Annotated in this window: 16 protein-coding genes; all 16 read right to left on the reverse strand. The window is 39.1% G+C overall.

The features are described from left to right. Window positions 1-121: 121 nt before the first annotated feature. Window positions 122-2,014 carry a DNA mismatch repair endonuclease MutL gene (gene mutL / locus BI350_RS12105; RefSeq protein ID WP_155767528.1) on the reverse strand — a complete coding sequence of 631 codons (1,893 nt, stop codon included), beginning with the start codon at window positions 2,012-2,014 and terminating at the stop codon, window positions 122-124. 6 nt (window positions 2,015-2,020) lie between these two features. Next, on the reverse strand, window positions 2,021-4,582 hold the full coding sequence (mutS, locus tag BI350_RS12110; RefSeq protein WP_075528354.1) for a DNA mismatch repair protein MutS: 2,562 nt from the start codon (window positions 4,580-4,582) through the stop codon (window positions 2,021-2,023). 156 nt (window positions 4,583-4,738) lie between these two features. After that, a complete protein-coding gene (gene cotE, locus BI350_RS12115; RefSeq protein WP_245698259.1) occupies window positions 4,739-5,317 on the reverse strand; it encodes an outer spore coat protein CotE in 579 nt (192 codons plus the stop codon). 116 nt (window positions 5,318-5,433) lie between these two features. Further along, window positions 5,434-5,868 carry a YlbF/YmcA family competence regulator gene (locus BI350_RS12120; protein ID WP_075528356.1) on the reverse strand — a complete coding sequence of 145 codons (435 nt, stop codon included), beginning with the start codon at window positions 5,866-5,868 and terminating at the stop codon, window positions 5,434-5,436. After that, window positions 5,868-7,409, reverse strand: coding sequence for a tRNA (N6-isopentenyl adenosine(37)-C2)-methylthiotransferase MiaB (gene miaB / locus BI350_RS12125; protein WP_075528357.1), 1,542 nt, complete (start codon window positions 7,407-7,409; stop codon window positions 5,868-5,870). The genes BI350_RS12120 and miaB overlap by 1 nt, the downstream gene beginning before the upstream one ends. Window positions 7,410-7,768: 359 nt before the next feature. Beyond that, the gene (locus BI350_RS12130; RefSeq protein WP_075528358.1) at window positions 7,769-8,038 is read right to left on the reverse strand and encodes a stage V sporulation protein S; all 270 of its coding nucleotides are present in this window, start codon (window positions 8,036-8,038) and stop codon (window positions 7,769-7,771) included. Between the two features lie 86 nt (window positions 8,039-8,124). Further along, the gene (locus BI350_RS12135) at window positions 8,125-8,922 is read right to left on the reverse strand and encodes a TIGR00282 family metallophosphoesterase (protein ID WP_075528359.1); all 798 of its coding nucleotides are present in this window, start codon (window positions 8,920-8,922) and stop codon (window positions 8,125-8,127) included. A gap of 115 nt (window positions 8,923-9,037) precedes the next feature. Continuing rightward, a complete protein-coding gene (gene rny, locus BI350_RS12140; protein WP_075528360.1) occupies window positions 9,038-10,594 on the reverse strand; it encodes a ribonuclease Y in 1,557 nt (518 codons plus the stop codon). 296 nt (window positions 10,595-10,890) lie between these two features. Further along, window positions 10,891-11,961: a recombinase RecA gene (gene recA, locus BI350_RS12145; protein WP_075528361.1), complete on the reverse strand. Its 1,071-nt coding sequence runs from the start codon at window positions 11,959-11,961 to the stop codon at window positions 10,891-10,893. A gap of 326 nt (window positions 11,962-12,287) precedes the next feature. Further along, complete coding sequence (locus BI350_RS12150; RefSeq protein ID WP_075528362.1) at window positions 12,288-13,535, reverse strand: competence/damage-inducible protein A; 1,248 nt, start codon at window positions 13,533-13,535, stop codon at window positions 12,288-12,290. Window positions 13,536-13,548: 13 nt separating this feature from the next. Next, window positions 13,549-14,127, reverse strand: a complete 579-nt coding sequence (pgsA, locus tag BI350_RS12155) for a CDP-diacylglycerol--glycerol-3-phosphate 3-phosphatidyltransferase (RefSeq protein ID WP_075529367.1) — start codon at window positions 14,125-14,127, stop codon at window positions 13,549-13,551. Between the two features lie 127 nt (window positions 14,128-14,254). After that, complete coding sequence (locus BI350_RS12160; protein ID WP_245698342.1) at window positions 14,255-15,136, reverse strand: helix-turn-helix domain-containing protein; 882 nt, start codon at window positions 15,134-15,136, stop codon at window positions 14,255-14,257. A 16-nt stretch (window positions 15,137-15,152) separates the two neighbouring features. Then, on the reverse strand, window positions 15,153-15,989 hold the full coding sequence (locus tag BI350_RS12165) for a DUF3388 domain-containing protein (protein WP_075528364.1): 837 nt from the start codon (window positions 15,987-15,989) through the stop codon (window positions 15,153-15,155). A 105-nt stretch (window positions 15,990-16,094) separates the two neighbouring features. Continuing rightward, a complete protein-coding gene (ymfI, locus tag BI350_RS12170; protein ID WP_245698260.1) occupies window positions 16,095-16,835 on the reverse strand; it encodes an elongation factor P 5-aminopentanone reductase in 741 nt (246 codons plus the stop codon). Beyond that, window positions 16,822-18,129: an EF-P 5-aminopentanol modification-associated protein YfmH gene (gene yfmH / locus BI350_RS12175; protein ID WP_075528365.1), complete on the reverse strand. Its 1,308-nt coding sequence runs from the start codon at window positions 18,127-18,129 to the stop codon at window positions 16,822-16,824. Before yfmH ends, ymfI begins: the two co-directional genes overlap by 14 nt. Beyond that, entirely contained in the window at window positions 18,122-19,405 is a 1,284-nt protein-coding gene (gene yfmF / locus BI350_RS12180) for an EF-P 5-aminopentanol modification-associated protein YfmF (protein WP_075528366.1), read from the reverse strand. Before yfmF ends, yfmH begins: the two co-directional genes overlap by 8 nt. Between the last annotated feature and the right edge of the window lie 84 nt (window positions 19,406-19,489).

Here is a 19,489-nt window from a genome sequence, read left to right on the forward strand (position 1 = left end):
TTAAATTTTACCGCCTTTCGTGTCTTGAATATGACCTTCAAGCATCCGTAAAAATATTTTTCAAGCTAGCCACTACGACAATATTTCTGCCATCCAGTTTACAAGTGCCAATTTAAATTACTTACATAACTCTCTTAAACATTTTTTCAATTTCATACGTCGTAAAATGAATCAAGACAGGCCTACCGTGTGGACAAGTGAAAGGATTTTCTGCTTCTCCTAAATCATTTAATAAGATTTCCATGTCTCGTACTGTTAAATGATGGTTTGCTTTAATGGAGCGTTTACAGCTCATCATAATCGCTGCTTCTTCTCTTAATTTACCAATATCCACTTTTCGTGTGTGCAAAACTTGTTCGATGATTTCTTCAATGATTGCTGTTTCCTCTCCTGTAGGAAACCATGTTGGGAATTCACGAACAATATAAGATGTGGGTCCAAATTCTTCCAAGAAAATCCCCACGTCTTCTAGTACTTGTTTGTTTTCTTCAATTTTCACTTTTTCATCCGTTGAATAATGGAATTGTAAAGGTAGCAATAAAAGTTGACGTTCTTCATTTTCAGCCTGTTTTAATTTATCTCTGAAAAACTCATATTTAATACGTTCTTGTGCTGCATGTTGATCAATCATATAAAACCCATCTTCGTTTTGGGCAATAATATATGTGCCATGGACTTGACCGACCGGAAATAGCATCGGAAACTGTTTAGTAGATGAAATAACGGGTTCTTCATATGGATTGTTTTCAGAGACAACTGGTTCCTCAGACTCCTGCACAACCCATTCATCATCGGCATGTTCGACTTTTTCTGTCTTGTTATAAATCGTCTCATGCTTTGGCGGAGGCGTTGTAGTTGTAGAAGATGGAATAGTAGGTACACCAGGTGATTGATAGGCTTTGCGCTCTATTGTACTAGTTGACACAGGTTCCGAATTCTTTTGTTGCTCTTGTTTTTCATTCGCCCATAAACTTGTCTGTTCGGAGTTTTGTTTAGGTGATTCTTTTTTAACGGCCCCTGGAATTGTGACTTTCCCTCGAACTGCCTGTTGAATTGTTTCTTGAATTAACGTTAGTAATTCACTTTCTTTACTCATCCTAATTTGCTGCTTAGACGGATGAACGTTCACGTCAGTTAGGAACGGATCGCCATCGATATTGATCACGGCAATCGGAAATCTGCCGATTGGTAAAAATGTGTGGAAGGCATCTAGAATCACTCGATTAATGGCATGACTTTGTATCCATCTTCCGTTAACAATTGTTGTCATATAATTTCTTGACGCACGCGTCATTTCTGGTAATGTCACAAATCCGTGGATTGCATAGTCTGCATTTTCCCCTTTAAATGGAACCATCTTTCGCGCAACTGCCATTCCGTAAATATCAGAAATAACGCGTAGCTGATCGCCGCTTCCAGTTGTTTGCAATAACGTTTGGCTATGATGGGTTAATTTAAAAGCAATATTCGGGTGACTTAAAGCCAAGCGGTTTACAAGACCAATTGTATGGCCCAACTCTGTTTGGATTGTTTTCATATATTTTAACCGTGCAGGTGTGTTGAAAAACAATTGTGAAACCGTCATGTCAGTCCCTTTTCGAAAAGCCGCTTTTTCATGCTTAACGAGTTGTCCGCCGTCTATATGTACTTCTGTTCCAGTACTTTCACCGTCAGATGTCCACAAATCAATTTTTGATACAGACGCGATACTCGCAAGCGCTTCTCCACGGAATCCCAGCGTTCTGATGCGAAATAAATCATGCTCGTTTGAAATTTTACTCGTTGCATGACGTTCAAATGCTCGAACAGCATCTTGCTCAGACATCCCTTTTCCATTATCGGTCACACGAATTTTTAGAAGCCCGGCTTCTTCTAGCGCAATTTCAATCACTGTACTATCCGCGTCTATCGCATTTTCTACAAGTTCTTTCACAATTGAGGCGGGGCGCTCAACGACTTCACCCGCCGCAATTTTATTGGACAATGTGTCGTCCATTACTTTAATAATATTCAAGTTCTATCACCTTCTCTCGGTTCGAAGCTTTTCCTGTACCTCCACAATATATTGCATTGCCTGTAGAGGCGTCATATTGATTACATCTTTCGAATTTATATCTTCAAGAATTGCTTGCTCTTCATCAGTTATCGTCTGTTTTTCTTCAACAACTTCTTCAAATAAGGCTAGTTGTTCAGGCTCTGCAGTTTGAATTGCTGTTGCGTCAACACTTTCAAATGTCTCCAATAATTCTTTGGCCCGGTTTAACAGTGAGGCCGGTAATCCTGCTAAGTCTGCTACGTATATTCCATAACTCTTATCTGCGGCACCCTTCATTACTTTATGAAGAAAGACAACTTTTCCGTCTTGCTCCATCGCCGCGACATGCACATTTTCCAGACGAGAAAGTTGTTCATCGAGTGTCGTTAATTCATGGTAATGCGTAGAAAATAATGTATTCGCACCAATTTCATTATGAATATATTCCATCATCGCTTGTGCAAGTGACATGCCATCATACGTAGATGTCCCCCTACCGATTTCATCAAATAACAGCAAACTATTTTCCGTCGCATTGACAATTGCATGTTGGGATTCCATCATTTCCATCATAAAAGTACTTTGACCAGAAGCTAAGTCATCTGCAGCACCGATTCTCGTGAAAATTTGGTCTGTGACAGGTAACGTAGCACTGTCGCAAGGTACATAACAGCCAATTTGTGCCATGACAACCGTTAAAGCCACTTGCCTCATATACGTACTTTTACCCGACATATTCGGTCCGGTAATCAATAGCATATTCGCATCTTCAGCCAATATACAACTGTTCGGGACATATAAAGAATGGTCCATCATTTTTTCTACTACTGGGTGTCGTCCATTCTTAATTTCTAATGCTTTACTATCGTGGAATACTGGTTTCACATAATTCCTTTTTTCAGCAACTTCGGCAAATGAAAGCAGTACGTCTAATTCACTTAATACAGAGGCAAGTTGTTGAACTTCCGGAATATATGGTTTTAGTTGGTCGCGAACCTGACTAAATAAATCATACTCAAGTTCAAGTCCTTCCGCTTCTGCATTTAAAATCAAATCTTCCTTCTCTTTCAATTCCGAAGTAATATAACGCTCCGCATTCGCAAGCGTTTGTTTACGTTCATAACGTTCGAGATCTGCTAAATGAATATTAGATTTTGTTATTTCAATAAAATACCCGAATACTCGATTATACCCGATTTTCAAGTTTTTAATGCCCGTTTTCTCACGCTCAACTTGCTCCAGTTCTGCTAACCATTGTTTTCCGTTTTTTGAAGCGTCTCGATATTCATCCAACTTTTTATCAAAACCGTCTTTAATCACGCCGCCTTCTTTTACTGTCATCGGCGGATTTTCTGCAATTGATTTTTCCAGTAATGCTGTTGCATCCTCACAAAGGTTAATTCTTGTCGCAAACCGTTCAAGAAGAGGTTTTCCAGAACTTTCTAATGACTTTTTAATTTCTGGGACTCTTCTTAGTGAATTACGTAGTTGCGCTAAATCTCGACCATTTACAGAGCCCATCGAAATGCGTCCCGCTAGTCGTTCTAAATCATATACTTCTTTTAAAGACGTTTTTAAGTCGTCACTTAAAAAGAATTCTTCAAGCAATTCCGTGACGATATCCAGACGTCCTTCAATTTCTTTTCGGTCTGCTAAAGGCTGGTGAATCCACATTTTTAATTTTCTTGCGCCCATCGCAGTCACCGTCTCGTCTAATAGCCAATAAAGCGTTCCTTCTTTAGTGCCTGTTCGAATAGATTGCACAAGCTCTAAGTTTCGCATGGAGTTTGCATCAATTGATAGTTTGGCATTTTTTTGGATGAATTCAAACGGCCTTACATGATCAAGTGATGTTTTTTGCGTTCGCTTCACATAAGAAATTAATCGGCTGCACGCCTCTACTACATTCTCAGGGATATTTTCTGAGAGCTCTACTGTTTCTTCATTATGTTCAACGGACAGTGCAATATTCCGGTTTGCCATACTGTCGCTAAGTGCAATATGAAGACTTTCATCGACGACAATTTCTTTCATACCGAGCGCTTCAATTTCAGAAATTAACGTACGCTCATCACCTTCAACATATTGAACTTTTCCCTCTCCAGTCGACAAATCAAGATAGGCAAGTCCATAGTAGGTATCATCTACAATATTTGCCGCACCAATAAAATGGTTCGTATTTGTATCGATACTTTTTCCTTCCGTGATTGTTCCCGGTGTGACAATACGCATCACTTCTCTTCTGACAATCCCTTTCGTAGCGCGAGGATCTTCCGTTTGTTCACAAATGGCTACTTTGAAACCTTTTTGGACTAGGGTTTCAATATATCCGGCAGCAGAATGATAAGGCACGCCGCACATTGGGATTCTGTCACCTTCTCTAGCATCCCGGCTCGTTAATGTGATTTCTAAGATTTGAGATGCCGCAATCGCATCATCAAAAAATAATTCGTAAAAGTCGCCCAGTCTAAAAAATAAAAAAGAGTCCTTATGATTTGCTTTTATATTTAAATATTGTTGAATCATTGGTGTATATGCTGTTGTCATTATGTACCTCACTATAAAATCATGTTTTATTCATTATATCAAAATTCCAATAGATTTTAAAAAAACTCGGTAATTGGGAGAAATTGAAACTTCTTATTTAAACAGAAAAAAGCCGGAATTTCCGGCTCAATGATGATATAAAAAGTCCAATCCCTCTTAATCTTTTCGACCATGCCCGTGATGATGGTCATCTTTATGTCCATGGCCGTGCCCTTTACCATGATCCTGATGTTTATCTTTATGGTCGTGATGCTGCCCGTGATGATGACTTGATGATTCATCTCGAATCGGCCATTCCTCTTCAAATGTGTGCGGATGAACGGTCACGCAGATTTTCGTTTCACCGATGACTTCTGCGATTAGTTCTCGCTCTACACAAATAACAAATTTCTCACCGCATTTCGAGATAATTGCCTCTGTACAATTCGGATGCTGAATGACATTTACGAGCACTTCTTCATGTCTTGACGTCGGCTCATCCCGGTAATGTAATCGAATTCGGTCTTTATACGAAATTGTTTCCGTAAAAACCGATGTTTTGGAATGATTACTGTGAGAATACCAGACGTTCACATCAAATTTTCCAGACACTTCCACGTATTTCCCGGACTTTCTTGCTTGGTGGGTGTGGTTAATGACCCAACAACCAAGAATACTTGTCGGTTTGTTTGGCGGGCATAATGTTTCTTTCGACTCGGTCCGTTTCTTACCCTTCGCAACAACGGCCTTCGTCACAATTTGGCGTAAATTTTTCAGTTTTCTTCCTCCTTCATTCGCTTCAATCCATCATATGCGACAGAAGCCCAGGAAGTGAAAAAATCGGCAAGAAATTTTTCCTGCCGACTAAAAAATTATTGAAGATGGTTATAAGTTGTGTTTTTTACATATGATCCGGTTTCGCCTCGGAGCAAATCACCGTCAGTTGATTTAATCACTTCGTTCGTGACACCATTGGCAATTGTTGTAGATACCAATTGTAAAAGTTCATTGACTTCGCCTTGAGATTGCTTGAATTCTTGAACAATCGGAATCGCATCAATTTCCTCTTCAATGTTGGAGATTTTACCTTCGATGATATTTAGCGCACGTTCTTTTCCATACTGTTGGAAATTAACGGCTTGCTTTTGCAAAGATTTTAAACTTGAAATGCTTTCACGTACTTTTTGATTTTCATTAATTTGTGCTTCAGCACGTTTAAAGAAATCGACTTGTTCCGTATTTGCAATCATATGTGCAATTTCATACGCTTTCTCAATGATTTCCTCTTTTGTATATTTCTTTTCCATTAATTTAATACCTCATCTTTCTCCACGACATGTAAAAACTCGCCGTCAAGCGACCATGTTTTCGCCTCTGTAATTTTTACATTCACTAATTTTCCGATAACGGATTTAGGTGCCTTGAAGTTAACAAGCTTACTTTTACGTGTATATCCTGAAAGTACTTCGTCATTTCGTTTACTTTCGCCTTCTACAAGCACTTCAACAACTTGTCCTTCAAATTGTTTCATAGCTTCGGCTGCATATTCATTGACAAGATTATTTAAGCGCTGTAAACGTTCTTTCTTTACTTCCATTGGAATATTATCTTTCATTTTTTCAGCAGGTGTGCCGTCTCTTGGTGAATAAATGTACGTATAGGCCATTTCAAAGCCAACTTCTTCATATAACGTCATCGTTTCTTCAAATTGTTCGTCTGTTTCATTTGGAAAACCAACGATAATGTCTGTCGTCAATGCAACATTTGGAATTGCTTTTCTAATTTTCCCGACAAGTTCAAGATAGCTTTCACGTGTGTAGGCTCTTCCCATTATTTTAAGTATGCTTGAAGAACCTGACTGTACAGGTAAATGAATATGTTCGACGAGATTTCCACCTTTTGCTAGCACTTCAATCAGTTCATCATCGAAGTCCCACGGGTGACTCGTTGTAAATCGAACCCTAGGGATATCAATACGACGCAAATCAGCCATTAAATCAGCTAGTCGATAGTTTAAATCGTCAAAATCCTTTCCGTATGCGTTCACGTTTTGTCCCAGCAATGTAATTTCTTGATAACCTTGAGCTGCTAAGTGTCTAACTTCTTGAATAATATCTTCTGGTCTTCTACTACGCTCTTTTCCACGGGTAAATGGCACGATACAGTATGTACAAAACTTATCGCAGCCGTACATAATATTGACCCAAGCTTTAATATTGCCGAGACGTTTTTTCGGAAGGTTTTCAATAATGTCCCCTTCTTTAGACCAAACTTCAAGAACCATTTCTTTCGACATATATGCTTCATGTATGATGTTTGGCAATCTGTGGATATTATGCGTACCGAATACCATATCGACTTGGTCGTACGTTTGTAAAATTTTATTAACAACCGATTCTTGTTGTGACATACAACCACAAACCCCGATTAAAATATCAGGATTACGTTGTTTCAAAGGTTTTAAATGTCCTAATTCACCAAATACTTTATTCTCCGCATTTTCACGAATCGCACAAGTATTCAACAAGATAATATTTGCATCATCGACAGTTGTTGTCGGTTCATAGCCGAGTGCTGTAAAAATCCCTGCCATCACTTCTGTGTCGTGTTCATTCATTTGACAGCCATAGGTTCGGATATAAAATTTACGGCCGTTTCCCATGCCTTCAAAACGCTCTTCTATTTCAAAGTCATCGAAATATGAAACTTCCTCTTTACCGCGTCTTCTTGCCTTCTTTAAGGAAGGCGGAGTATATACTGTTTGAAAGTATTGACTATAATCTTTTTCTTCTTTATTGGCTAAGTCTGTGTTTACTTGACCAGTACTGAGTCGTTGTTCTTCATTCATATATTGTTTCCCCTTTCTTACAGACCTTCGGGAATTTGTCCGTACTCATTGTACATTATACTGAACGATAGCGCTACTGTAAAAGGAGAGCTTAAGATTGTTGGAGGTTTGTCACACATTCCCACATTGTTTTTGAAGTTTTCTAGTAAATTCATCAATAAAAAACTACAAAGGGAAAATTCCTTCGTAGTTTTTTAAAGTTAGTCAATTTCATAATCCAATCTTTTCGCTGCGCCGATACAATATATAGTTGAGTTAAAGCGTTCTCAACTATATATTGTATCAACTTATCGGTTTTAGGTAATTATGAAATTGACTCAAGTATAAAAATATTTTTTACGCAACGCCTTACATTGTAATTATGACCTGGCTTGCTTTTGTACGAGCAATTTTAAAGCTGTGCGTCCCTCGCCGTTAATCATTATATCTGTGAAGGCAGGTGCGCATGTAAGATCCGATCCACTTGGTGCTACGAAACCTCTCGCGATAGCGATTGCTTTCACCGCCTGGTTTAATGCGCCTGCTCCAACTGCTTGCATTTCGGCATAGCCTTGTTCACGGATAACTGCAACAAGTGCGCCAGCAACAGAATTGGGATTCGAGCTTGAAGATACTTTCAATGGGTTCACCATTTTTCCTCCTTATTTTCCGATATCTATGGAACGGATTGGTCCATAGATTATCATATGAAAATGAGGAGACATTTAGACGCAACTCAAAATTCAAACGGTTTGTCGTCATTGATCATAATTCTTTCAATGTGGACGGCTTTTCCTGTTGTATCATCCAACTCCACAAACAAACCGTTTAATTGATCTCGACCTTTTTTAGGTACTTCAAATCGAACTGGTAAATTCGTTTGGAAACGATATATGACGTCTTCTTTTTTCATACCAAGGATTTCATCGTAAGGCCCCGTCATACCAACGTCAGTCATATAAGCAGTTCCATCCGGTAAAATCCGTTCATCTGCGGTTTGTACATGTGTATGCGTTCCAACGACGACAGATGCACGGCCATTTAAATGCCAACCCATCGCAATTTTTTCACTCGTTGCTTCTGCATGAAAATCCACAAAAACAAGCGGTGAAATTTTCTGTGCTTCCTCAATCAGTTCTGTAGCTTTCGCAAAAGGGTCCCCGTGAGGAGGTAAAAACGTTCGTCCATGCAAATTAATGACCGATAACGTTACATTATTTTTAGTAATTGTTGTCATCCCTTTTCCAGGTGCTTCATCTGAAAAGTTTGCTGGACGTATTAAATAATCTGTGTCATCAATAAAATCATAAATTTCTTTATGATCCCAAGTATGGTTCCCCATTGTCACAACGTCTACGCCGGTTCGTAACAAATCGTCAAAAATACGCTTTGTAATCCCTCTACCTGCTGCTGCATTCTCTCCATTTGCAATGACAACGTCTGGGCTATACTTCCTCTTTAAACGCGGCAAATAGCGTTCTACTGCTTCACGTCCTGGTGAACCTACGATATCGCCAATAAAAATGATTTTCATAAAAAAACCTCTTTCCTTGAATTTACGTCATGAAACTTTCTTTTGTTCTACGTTCATTTTTATTTATATCCAAAAAGAAAAGGCTCCCGTTTTACAATGCACGGAAGCCATTCCATTATTTTGCATAATCAACTGCTCGTGTTTCACGAATAACGGTAACTTTAATATGACCGGGATAATCCAATTCTTCTTCAATTCTTTTTCGAATATCTCGTGCGAGTCGATGTGCTGTAATGTCATCGATTTGGTCAGGGTGTACAATAATTCGTACTTCACGACCTGCTTGAATCGCATAAGATTTCTCAACGCCTTCGTAGGATTCTGAAATTTCTTCAAGTTTTTGTAATCTACGAATATAATTTTCAAGTGTTTCACTTCTAGCGCCTGGTCTAGCTGCAGATAAAGCATCTGCTGCTGCGACAAGCACTGCGATGACCGATGTCGCTTCAGTATCTCCGTGATGCGATGCAATACTATTAATGACGACCGGGTGTTCTTTATACTTCGTTGCAAGTTCTACACCAATTTCAACGTGACTGCCTTCCACCTCATGGTCTATTGCTTTTCCAATATCATGAAGAAGTCCTGCACGCCTTGCAAGTGTTACATCTTCGCCAAGTTCAGCTGCTAAGAGTCCTGTTAAATAAGCAACTTCCGTCGAGTGTTTCAAGACATTTTGTCCATAACTCGTACGGAAACGCAATCTACCGAGAATCTTAATGAGATCCGGGTGAAGGTTATGAACCCCGATATCGAACGTTGTTTGCTCTCCAGTTTCCCGAATAAGCTCGTCCACTTCACGTCTAGACTTATCGACCATTTCTTCAATTCTAGCCGGGTGAATTCGCCCATCCTGCACAAGTTTTTCAAGTGCGAGTCGAGCTGTTTCACGTCTGACTGGATCAAAGCCTGATAAGACGACTGCTTCCGGTGTATCATCGATAATTAAATCGATTCCTGTTAATGTTTCCAGTGTCCGGATATTTCGTCCTTCACGGCCAATAATTCGACCTTTCATTTCATCATTTGGTAAGTTCACTACCGATACGGTTGTTTCAGCAACATGGTCCGCTGCGAATCGTTGCATAGCGACAGAAAGAATTTCGCGTGCTTTCTTATCCGCTTCTTCTTTTGCTTGCAACTCGGACTCTTTCGTCATGACGGCGATATCTGTAGCCAGTTCTTTTTCAACTTCCGTAAGAATAATTTGTTTTGCTTCTTCTTTCGTAAGCGAAGATATCCTTTCAAGTTCCGTCTGTTGAACGTTAACGAGTTCTTCCGCCTTGCGTTCCATTCGTTCAATATGCTGTTGTCGTCCAGTATACGCTTCTTCCTTGCGTTCCAGACTCGCTTCTCTTTTATTGAGCGTATTTTCTTTGCGATCGAGGTTTTCTTCTCTTTGCAAATGACGGTTCTCTTGTTTTTGCAACTCAGCCCGTCGCTCGCGGATTTCAGCCTCCGCGTCAAGTCTCAATTTGTGAGTTTCATCCTTCGCTTCCAAAAGTGCCTCTCTTTTCATTGCCTCCGCTTCACGTTTTGCCTCTTCGATAATCGCTTCTGCCGAGTGTTTGGCACCTGTCACTTTTGATTCATTCACTTTTCGATTAACAAAATAGAGTACAACGGCACCGACGATGAAACCTAGCAAAGCGGAGATGATGATTTCTAGCATCCTGGTCACCTCCAATTGCTCTTCTTTTCATTTTCAGTCGGCTCGTACATCAAATTACAATATACTGCCAAATTTAATTCATTATAGTAAACAATTATACACTTTTAATTGTAGCGATGTAAAAATGACATGTCAAGGATTGACAAGCGTTGCACTATTTTTATTTATTAAGGTCAGCGTCATTCTTTTCCAACTTCTCTAACTTCTTAAATGAATCGAATCATTTTTGTCGGGTATTTTTAAAAAAAGCTCACCCTCCAGGAGGATGAGCGATAAAACACTATTATACGTACGATTTATTTCTCTTCTTCTAATAATAGTTCAAGTTCTTTAGCTTCAGCTTCGTCATCTACATCATGACCTTCAATAATTTCGGCTCCTTCGCCAAGACCGTATGAAACCCGAATTTTCTGATCGATCTCTGCTTTAATATCAGGGTTTTCAATTAAGAATTGCTTTGCATTTTCTCTCCCTTGTCCAAGTCTTTCACCTTCATAGGAATACCATGCACCGCTTTTTTGAACAACTTCTGCCTCTGCCCCAAGGTCGATGATTTCTCCTTCTTGGGAAATACCTTGTCCGTACATAATATCAACTTCTGCTGTGCGGAATGGAGGCGCAACTTTGTTTTTTACAACCCGGATTCGTGTTTTGTTTCCGACAATATCCTGACCTTGTTTAATCGCTTCTCCTCTACGCACATCGATACGAACAGAAGCGTAAAACTTTAATGCACGACCACCTGGTGTAACTTCTGGACTACCAAACATTACGCCGACTTTTTCACGAATTTGGTTAATAAAAATTGCATTTGTTCTTGACTTGTTAATTGCACCTGATAATTTACGTAGTGCCTGAGACATAAGACGAGCTTGTAGACCGACATGGGAATCTCCCATTTCCCCTTCTATCTCCGCTTTTGGTACAAGGGCAGCAACTGAGTCAACAACAATAATATCAATCGCACCACTACGTACTAATGCTTCACAAATTTCAAGCGCTTGTTCACCCGTATCTGGCTGCGAAAGTAACAACTCGTCAATATTAACGCCTAGTTTCTTAGCATACTCTGGATCTAACGCATGTTCTGCATCGATGAATGCTGCTTGCCCGCCTTCTGCCTGTGCAGCGGCAATTGCATGAAGCGCAACTGTCGTTTTACCTGAACTCTCAGGGCCGTATATTTCAACAACACGTCCACGTGGATAACCACCCACCCCTAGTGCAAGGTCTAAAGCAAGTGAACCACTTGAAACAGTAGAGATTTTACGATCTGTTTGTTCGCCAAGTTTCATTACGGAACCTTTTCCAAACTGTTTTTCAATATCTTTTAACGCTTTTTCTAAAGCGGCTTTTCGATTGCTCAAATTTATTTCCTCCCTAAATTCATCCTCGTTTTATTTCTACATTAATTATACCTCTTTATTATTAAATACACAACAAAAATACGAACGCGTATTCGAGGAACATTTCGAAAATGGCATTTTCAATGGAGAATCTATTTAAATATTTATTTTTCCAAGCGAAAAGACATGCAAAATAAAAATTTACTTCCTACTCAGTTTAGTCAATTTCATAATCCAATCTTTTCGCTGCGCTGATACAATACATAGTTTAGGCAATTATGAAATTGCCCCTGTTGAGTTAAACCGTTCTCAACTATGTATTGTATCGGCTTAGCGGTTTTAGGTAATTATGAAATTGACTCAGTTAACAGCTTAATTAAATAATACATGGCGAATCTTGCTGTTCGCTGACGATTGGCATTTCTTGAACCCGAAAGCAAAAGTTTGAACGTCGTTGGCACCTGATCTGGTAACGCAATACCAATCCAGACTGTCCCAGCCGGTTCACCGTCATGTGGTGTTGGACCTGCTGCGCCAGTAATCCCAATACCAATATTCGTTTGAAACTTTTCTTGGACTTTTAATGCCAATGAAGCGGCACATTCACTACTGACAACACCATGCTCATCCAACAGTTTTTGGTCCACACCAAGTTGTTTAACTTTTGCTTCCTCATTATAAACGACGAGACCGCCTGCAAGCGCTGCACTTACCCCGGGTTCTTTCGCTAACTCTGCAATAAAGAGACCGGCGGTTAAACTTTCAGCGGCTGCTATTGTAAAGTCATGTTTTTGAAGGAGTTCTAATGCTTTCGAGGATAACGTATCTTTGTCGGTTCCAAAAATAAATTCGCCGACAATGGCACGTATTTCTTGTTCTATTGGCGCTATCATTTTATGTGCTTCTTCTATTGTCGGTGCTTTTGCAGTAATTCTAAGTGTGACTGCATCCGCTGTTGCTAGCGGAGCAATCGTTGGATTTGTTTGTTTATCTAATAACGGTTGAATGCGATGTTCTAATTCCGCTTCGCCAATTCCATAAAACTTCAAAACATGAGAAGTAATAATTTCTCGTTCCCCACTTTGTTTCAGTAAGTAAGGAATCGCTTCATCAACAATCATCGGTTCCATCTCATGAGGTGGTCCAGGTACTAGTATGTAATGTTTTCCATTCTTTTCAACAGCCATCCCAGGCGCCATTCCTGTACGATTATTTAGGATAGTACTTCCTTTAAACACGAGTGCTTGTTTTTTATTATTATCAGTCATTATTCGTTTACTTCGTATAAAATACTGTTCAATATACGTAAGCGCATCATGATCGCTGACAAGTTCTAAGTCAATATGGGCAGCAATCGTCTCTTTTGTCATATCATCTTTTGTCGGTCCAAGCCCGCCTGAAAAAATTAATACATCCGCACGTTTTTCGGCGATTTTTATTGCTTCCTTTAATCGGACAGGATTATCTCCAACAACTGTATGATAATAAACATCCGCGCCAATTTCCGCGAGACGTGCAGAAATAAAAGCAGCATTCGTATTCGTTATTTGGCCAAGCAATAACTCCGATCCAACCGCTATAATTTCAACCCTCATCATGCTATCTCCCTTACATAGAGTCCAGTAATACTCTTCTATTTTTATAAAAATAATCAAACCCTGACCAGACTGTAAATATCAGTGCAATATAAAGCATAATCATGCCAAATGGGACACCAATTGAGCTAAAGAAAATATTATTTAATAGTAAAGACGCGATAGCAATAATTTGTGCGGCCGTTTTAATCTTACCAAGCTGATTCGCAGCGACAACTTCTCCGCCACCCGCTAAAATGAGACGGAGTCCAGTTACTGCAAATTCGCGACTAATAATCACGATTACAATCCATGAAGGGGCAGAGCCGATTTCAACAAGTATAATTAAAGCCGCGGCAACGAGTAATTTATCAGCCAATGGATCTAGGAACTTCCCCATGTCTGTCACTAAATTATTTTTACGTGCAATATAACCGTCAATCCAATCTGTTAATGATGCAACGATAAAGATGAGCCCTCCAATGAAGTGCGCTATTTCGATTTTGGTGCCTAATATCGTTAGCGTTCCAAATTTAAAATCGACCAACATAAAGAGCATAAATATTGGTATGAGTATAATTCTAGATAATGTAATTTTATTTGGTAAATTCAAGTCATACACCTTTCCTTTCAAAAAATCCTCGTTTTCGTAGCAATGAATTCGCTTAAATAAATCCATAAAACAACTGTAGACAAAGTCAACAAACTTTGTCTACAGTTTAGGTCATTAAACAACCCTATTATTCTTTCTGATAATCAATAATAATATTTTGTGGGACAGTATCGGATGCATACTCAAGTAATTCTCCATTCACATAAATCTCGGTTTCTGTAGGACGACCGACGCGAATACGAATTTGTTCTGTGTCAGTCACATCTACTTCAACTTTTTCTCCCGCTTGCATGATTCGAGCGCCCGGAGTTCTTTCTGTCCGATTTTCATCCGTCACGCCAATCCAAGAAGGCCCATTTGTACGGATTTCAAGTTTGAATTCCTCACTATTTTCAAGTGAATAGGTAGAGTCTTCTCCTGCTATATTAATGTTTTCCAGTTTTTGTTGTTTTTCCACTTCGGCTACTTCTTCATCCTTGTCTTGCTCATCTTCTACATTTGCATCATCATTCGTTTCTTCTGTGTTCTCCTTTTGCTGCCCAATATCGCCAGATTTAGGTTGATCCTCAACTTGAATCGGATCTTCAGAACTAATTGGTACTTTTGGAGTATTTGATACATTATGCTTCCAAAGGAATGCAATCACAAAAATGATTACGATAATAAAGAGTGCAACAATAATTTTCGGCATAATTTCATTGAGTTGATTCGAATGTCTTGAACGCCTTCTTGTTAGTGTCGGGGATGCAAGTTGTTGCTCTTCTTCAGCCTCTATTGTTTCAGCGCTACCTTTATATAAGGAAAGCATTTCATCCGCATCTAACCCAACTGCCTCTGCATATTGTTTAATAAATGCGCGCACATAAAATGAACCAGGCATTGAATTAAATTCTTCATTTTCAATACCAGCTAAATATCTTTTTTGTATTTTTGTTATTCCTTGTAAATCATCTAGCGTATAGCCTTTTGCTTTTCTCGCCTCTTTAAGACGGTCACCAAGTCCGGTCACCAAAAACACCTGCCTATCAAAGGTTAAAGATGTCGAAGCCCCCCATTGATCCGCGATCGGACATCATGTGGTTTTTCTCCATCATTTCGTATGTAATTTCTTGTTCATGGTCTGTTCTAAGCTCAATTATATAATCGAAATCTTCAATACTGTATTCTGAATGTTGGACAAAAATATCGGGATGTTCCACTACTTTTATCGCAGGAATACGCATCATTTCACGGACCAGTTGTAAATGTCTTTCATCTGCCTCTTTCCGTGAGACAATTCCATCTAAAATAAAAATATTGTCTTTAGAAAACTCATCGCCTGCCAATGTCTTTCGAATGGTTTGCTTAATCATTGTGGAAGAAAGAAATACCCATTTTTTATTCGCACAAACACTAGCGGCAACAACGGATTCGGTTTTGCCAACGCGTGGCATTCCTCTAATACCAATTAATTTATGACCCTCTTCTTTAAAAAGTTCTGCCATAAAATCAACTAAAATTCCGAGTTCATTCCGTAAAAACCTAAACGTTTTTTTATTATCTGTGTCTTTCAACAGGTACCGGCCGTGTCGGACAGCTAAAATATCACTTAATTTAGGCTCACGTATTTTTTTTATTTGAATCGTATCCATAGTTGATGCAATTAATTCAAAACGAGCAATTTGTGCATCGTCATCCGTCCTTAATAATAAACCACGACGAACGCCACCATCTATTTGTTCCGGATTTCTACCATCTACGCTAGCATCCACGCTATTAATTGTTGTAATGTTAACACGCAACATGCCAAGCAGTGAAGCAATATCTCCGAGTAACCCTGGACGGTTAATTTGAATTTCGTATTCGAGGTACCAATTCCCCATTCGAAACACCCTTTCCGCTTTTATAGGACGTTCAAAAATCAACTTAGTTCCATAATAACGGATATAACGCTTTAAGAAAAGAAAAGATACCAAACACGGTAGAGACTAAATATACCAACCGCCGTTTAACTTCAAAATTTCTCCCGTCATATAATCTGCTTTCCCGCTTAATAGAAAATCTACGAGATCTGCTACATGTTGGGGTGTTCCTGTCGTTAAGAGCGGAATTTCTTGCATAATCATTTCTTTCTCATCCGCTGGTATACAGTCGTTCATCCTTGTTTCAATCCACCCCGGCGCAATGGCATTGACGCGTATACCAGCATAAGATGCTTCTTTTGCATAGGCTTTTACAAAGGCATGCTGGGCCCCTTTTACAGCTGAATACATAACTTCTCCTGCTGCTCCTGTATTCCCCCAAATTGAGCCGATAAACACTACATAAGATTCTTTAGATTTTCTTAAACGTGCAGCAAGTAGGCTCACTAACCGGGCTGGATTTTGGACATGAACTTTCCAAAGCGCATCCATATCCGCGGTAGTTGTTTCCGTCAGAAGCTTATTCATCGATTGACCGTTAGCGACAACGATAGCCCTTACTTGTGGGATTTGAAGGGCGACTTGATTAGCACCATCTTCATTTATAAAGTTTCCTTGGACAAGTAAAAATTCCAGCTGTGGATAAAGCTCTGTTAAGTCTGACTGAAGTTTCTTCGCTTCCTCTTCTCGTTCATTATAATGGATATAAATTGACCAACCGCTCTTAGCAAGTTGGCCGCAAATGGCTTGGCCAATGCCACCAGTTGCGCCAAGAACGAGCGCATAATTATTCTTATTCTGCATCATTGGATTGCTCAGCGGGAACAACTTTAAATACAGTATGACCTTCTGTTGCACTCAAAGTAGAAAAAGCATCTTTTAAATCTGTTAGCGTCAATTTTTCAAGTGTAGGGACGACATTAAATAAATCCATCTCATTAAATTTATACCGCGTAAATTGATTTGCGATAAATTCGATGGAATTAAGCGAACGCATAAATTGGCCGATTTTTCGCTTGCGAATTCTTTCCAACTCTTCTTCAGTTACTGACCATGAAGTCGTTGCATCATCAATTGTTTTTCGTATTTTTGCTTCTAACGCATCTGGATTTTCTGTATCAGAGACAATCATTGCAAATCCGAAACCGTGCTCTTGAGAGAAGCTGTAAGAATAAGATTCATCGATCAGCCCATCTTCGTAAGCCTCCTCAAAAAACATTGACGAACGACCGAATAAAATATCTAATAACAAATCCACTGCTAATTCTTGTGTGAGCATTTCATTACCAGAGATGTTCGTATTTGTACATTTCATCCCAAAGCTGAGTTTTGGTTTCGTAACATCCATTTCAAGCTTTCGTTCAGCAATTGCTGCAGTATTTGGCTCTTCAGGAAAGTTACGAACAATTTCCGACGGTTTGTCAAAGGTTTTTTTCGATTGGTTTTCTTTAATAAAAGTCATCATTTCTTCTGGTTCTACAGCACCAACAACAAATAACACCATATTTGAAGGGTGGTAGAAGGTTTCGTAACATTCGTATAAATGTGCAGCGGTTATCTTATCAATGGATTCAATTGTACCTGCAATATCTATCTTTACTGGATGGTTATGATATAAGTTTTCAATCGCTCCGAAGTACAACCTCCAGTCGGGTAAATCGTCATACATCGTAATTTCCTGGCCAATAATTCCCTTTTCTTTCTCCACAGTTTCCTCAGTAAAATACGGTTCTTGTACGAAATCTAGAAGCACTTCAGTGTTATCGTATATTTTATCTGTAGCAGAGAAAAGATAGGCAGTCCTCGTGAACGATGTAAAGGCATTTGCAGAGCCACCGAGTACACTAAACTTCTGAAAAACGTCTCCTTCTTCTTTTTCAAACATTTTATGCTCTAAGAAATGAGCAATTCCGTCCGGGACAGTCACTTCTTCTTCTTTACCGTGTGGAATAAAAGTCCGATCAACAGAACCATATTTCGTAGTAAATGTCACGAATGTTTTTGAAAACCCTTTTTTTGGTAAGATATATACATCAAGACCATTCTCTAATGTTTCGTTGTATAAGGTTTCCTGTAAGTTTTCAAAATGAATTTTATTCATTTGAAGTCGTCTCCTTTCCCGATAGCAAATAAATAATTTCTAACTGAATGGTGGATGCCATCTTTTTCACATCATCTTTCGTGACAGCTTCCCACTCTTTAATTAAGATGTCTGCTGTAAAGTTTTCATTAAGTTCTTTATATTGGTCAAAAACTTCTATTTGCCCTCGAGCAGAGTCGAACGTACTCGTAATACTATTCGTGAGCAAAGCTTTCGTCTGGTCCATTTCAAGGTCTGTAATTTCTCCGTTTTGCAATGCGCTCAATTGTTCTTTTATAAGCGTTACGGCTTTTTCTTCAAGTTCAGCATCAATTCCAGCCATTACATAAAGCAATCCGTAATGTGAAGAATAAGAACTGGAAGCATAATAGGCCATGCTTTCTTTTTCACGCACATTCATAAATAATTTACTATGGGCAAAACCACCAAAAACGCCGTTGGTAATTTGCATTTTCGTATAATCTGGATGATGAAATCCAACTGGTGTACTAAAAGCTAAGTGAAGTTTTCCTTGCTTCATCTCTTGTCTCTCTCGTACATGCTGAATAGCACCACTTGCCTGATGTTCGTCTGTTTTAAATGCATGTTGTTTACGGCTAGGACGTGCTTTAAATGGTAATAATTCTTTAAGCTTTTGGGCAATTTCTTGTTCATCTATGTTCCCAACGACATAAATATCAACTATATCATTCGCGATCATCGATTCGTACGCTTGCAATAGCGTTTCTGATGTAATTGCTTGAACGGCTTGTTCAGTCCCATCCGCACTAGTAGAAACCGGGCTATTTGGACGTAAATTTTCAAGCATTCTTTTTTGTGCATAGCTTGTCTTATTATCATATTGAGAACGAATTCGTTCTGTTACAGAGCGCTTCTCTCGAGCGACGATTTTTTGATCAAATTCACCATTCACTAAATTGGGGTTGAATATAACTGTTTGAATGAGGTCAAGCGTTTCACCTAATACATAAGAGTCGTTTATATATTCATCATTTACACAATCTACATTGAGCGTAATCATATGGGTCGCGCCGCGCTTGGCAGTATCTGTATAAAGCACAGTTCCATACAAATCATCTAACTTTTTTCGCAACTCGCCTTGCGTTCGGTACTTAGCATTAGAATCCTGCAAGACATTTGCAAGTACTGCTCGTGCAGCTGCTGTTTCCTCTGTTAATTCGCTTTTCCATTTGATTGAAAAGCTTACTGTTTTAAATTGCTCAGATTTACGCGTATATAAGGTAACACCTTGTTCTATTTGACTTTTAGTAAACATATTTAGCACCTCTGTTTTTGTTAATATGCTGCATCTAACATTCACTATACATTTGACGTAATGCAACTTGCAAATAACTGGTGA

Origin of the sequence: Sporosarcina ureilytica, from assembly GCF_001753205.1 — a bacterium.
Lineage (GTDB): Bacteria > Bacillota > Bacilli > Bacillales_A > Planococcaceae > Sporosarcina > Sporosarcina ureilytica.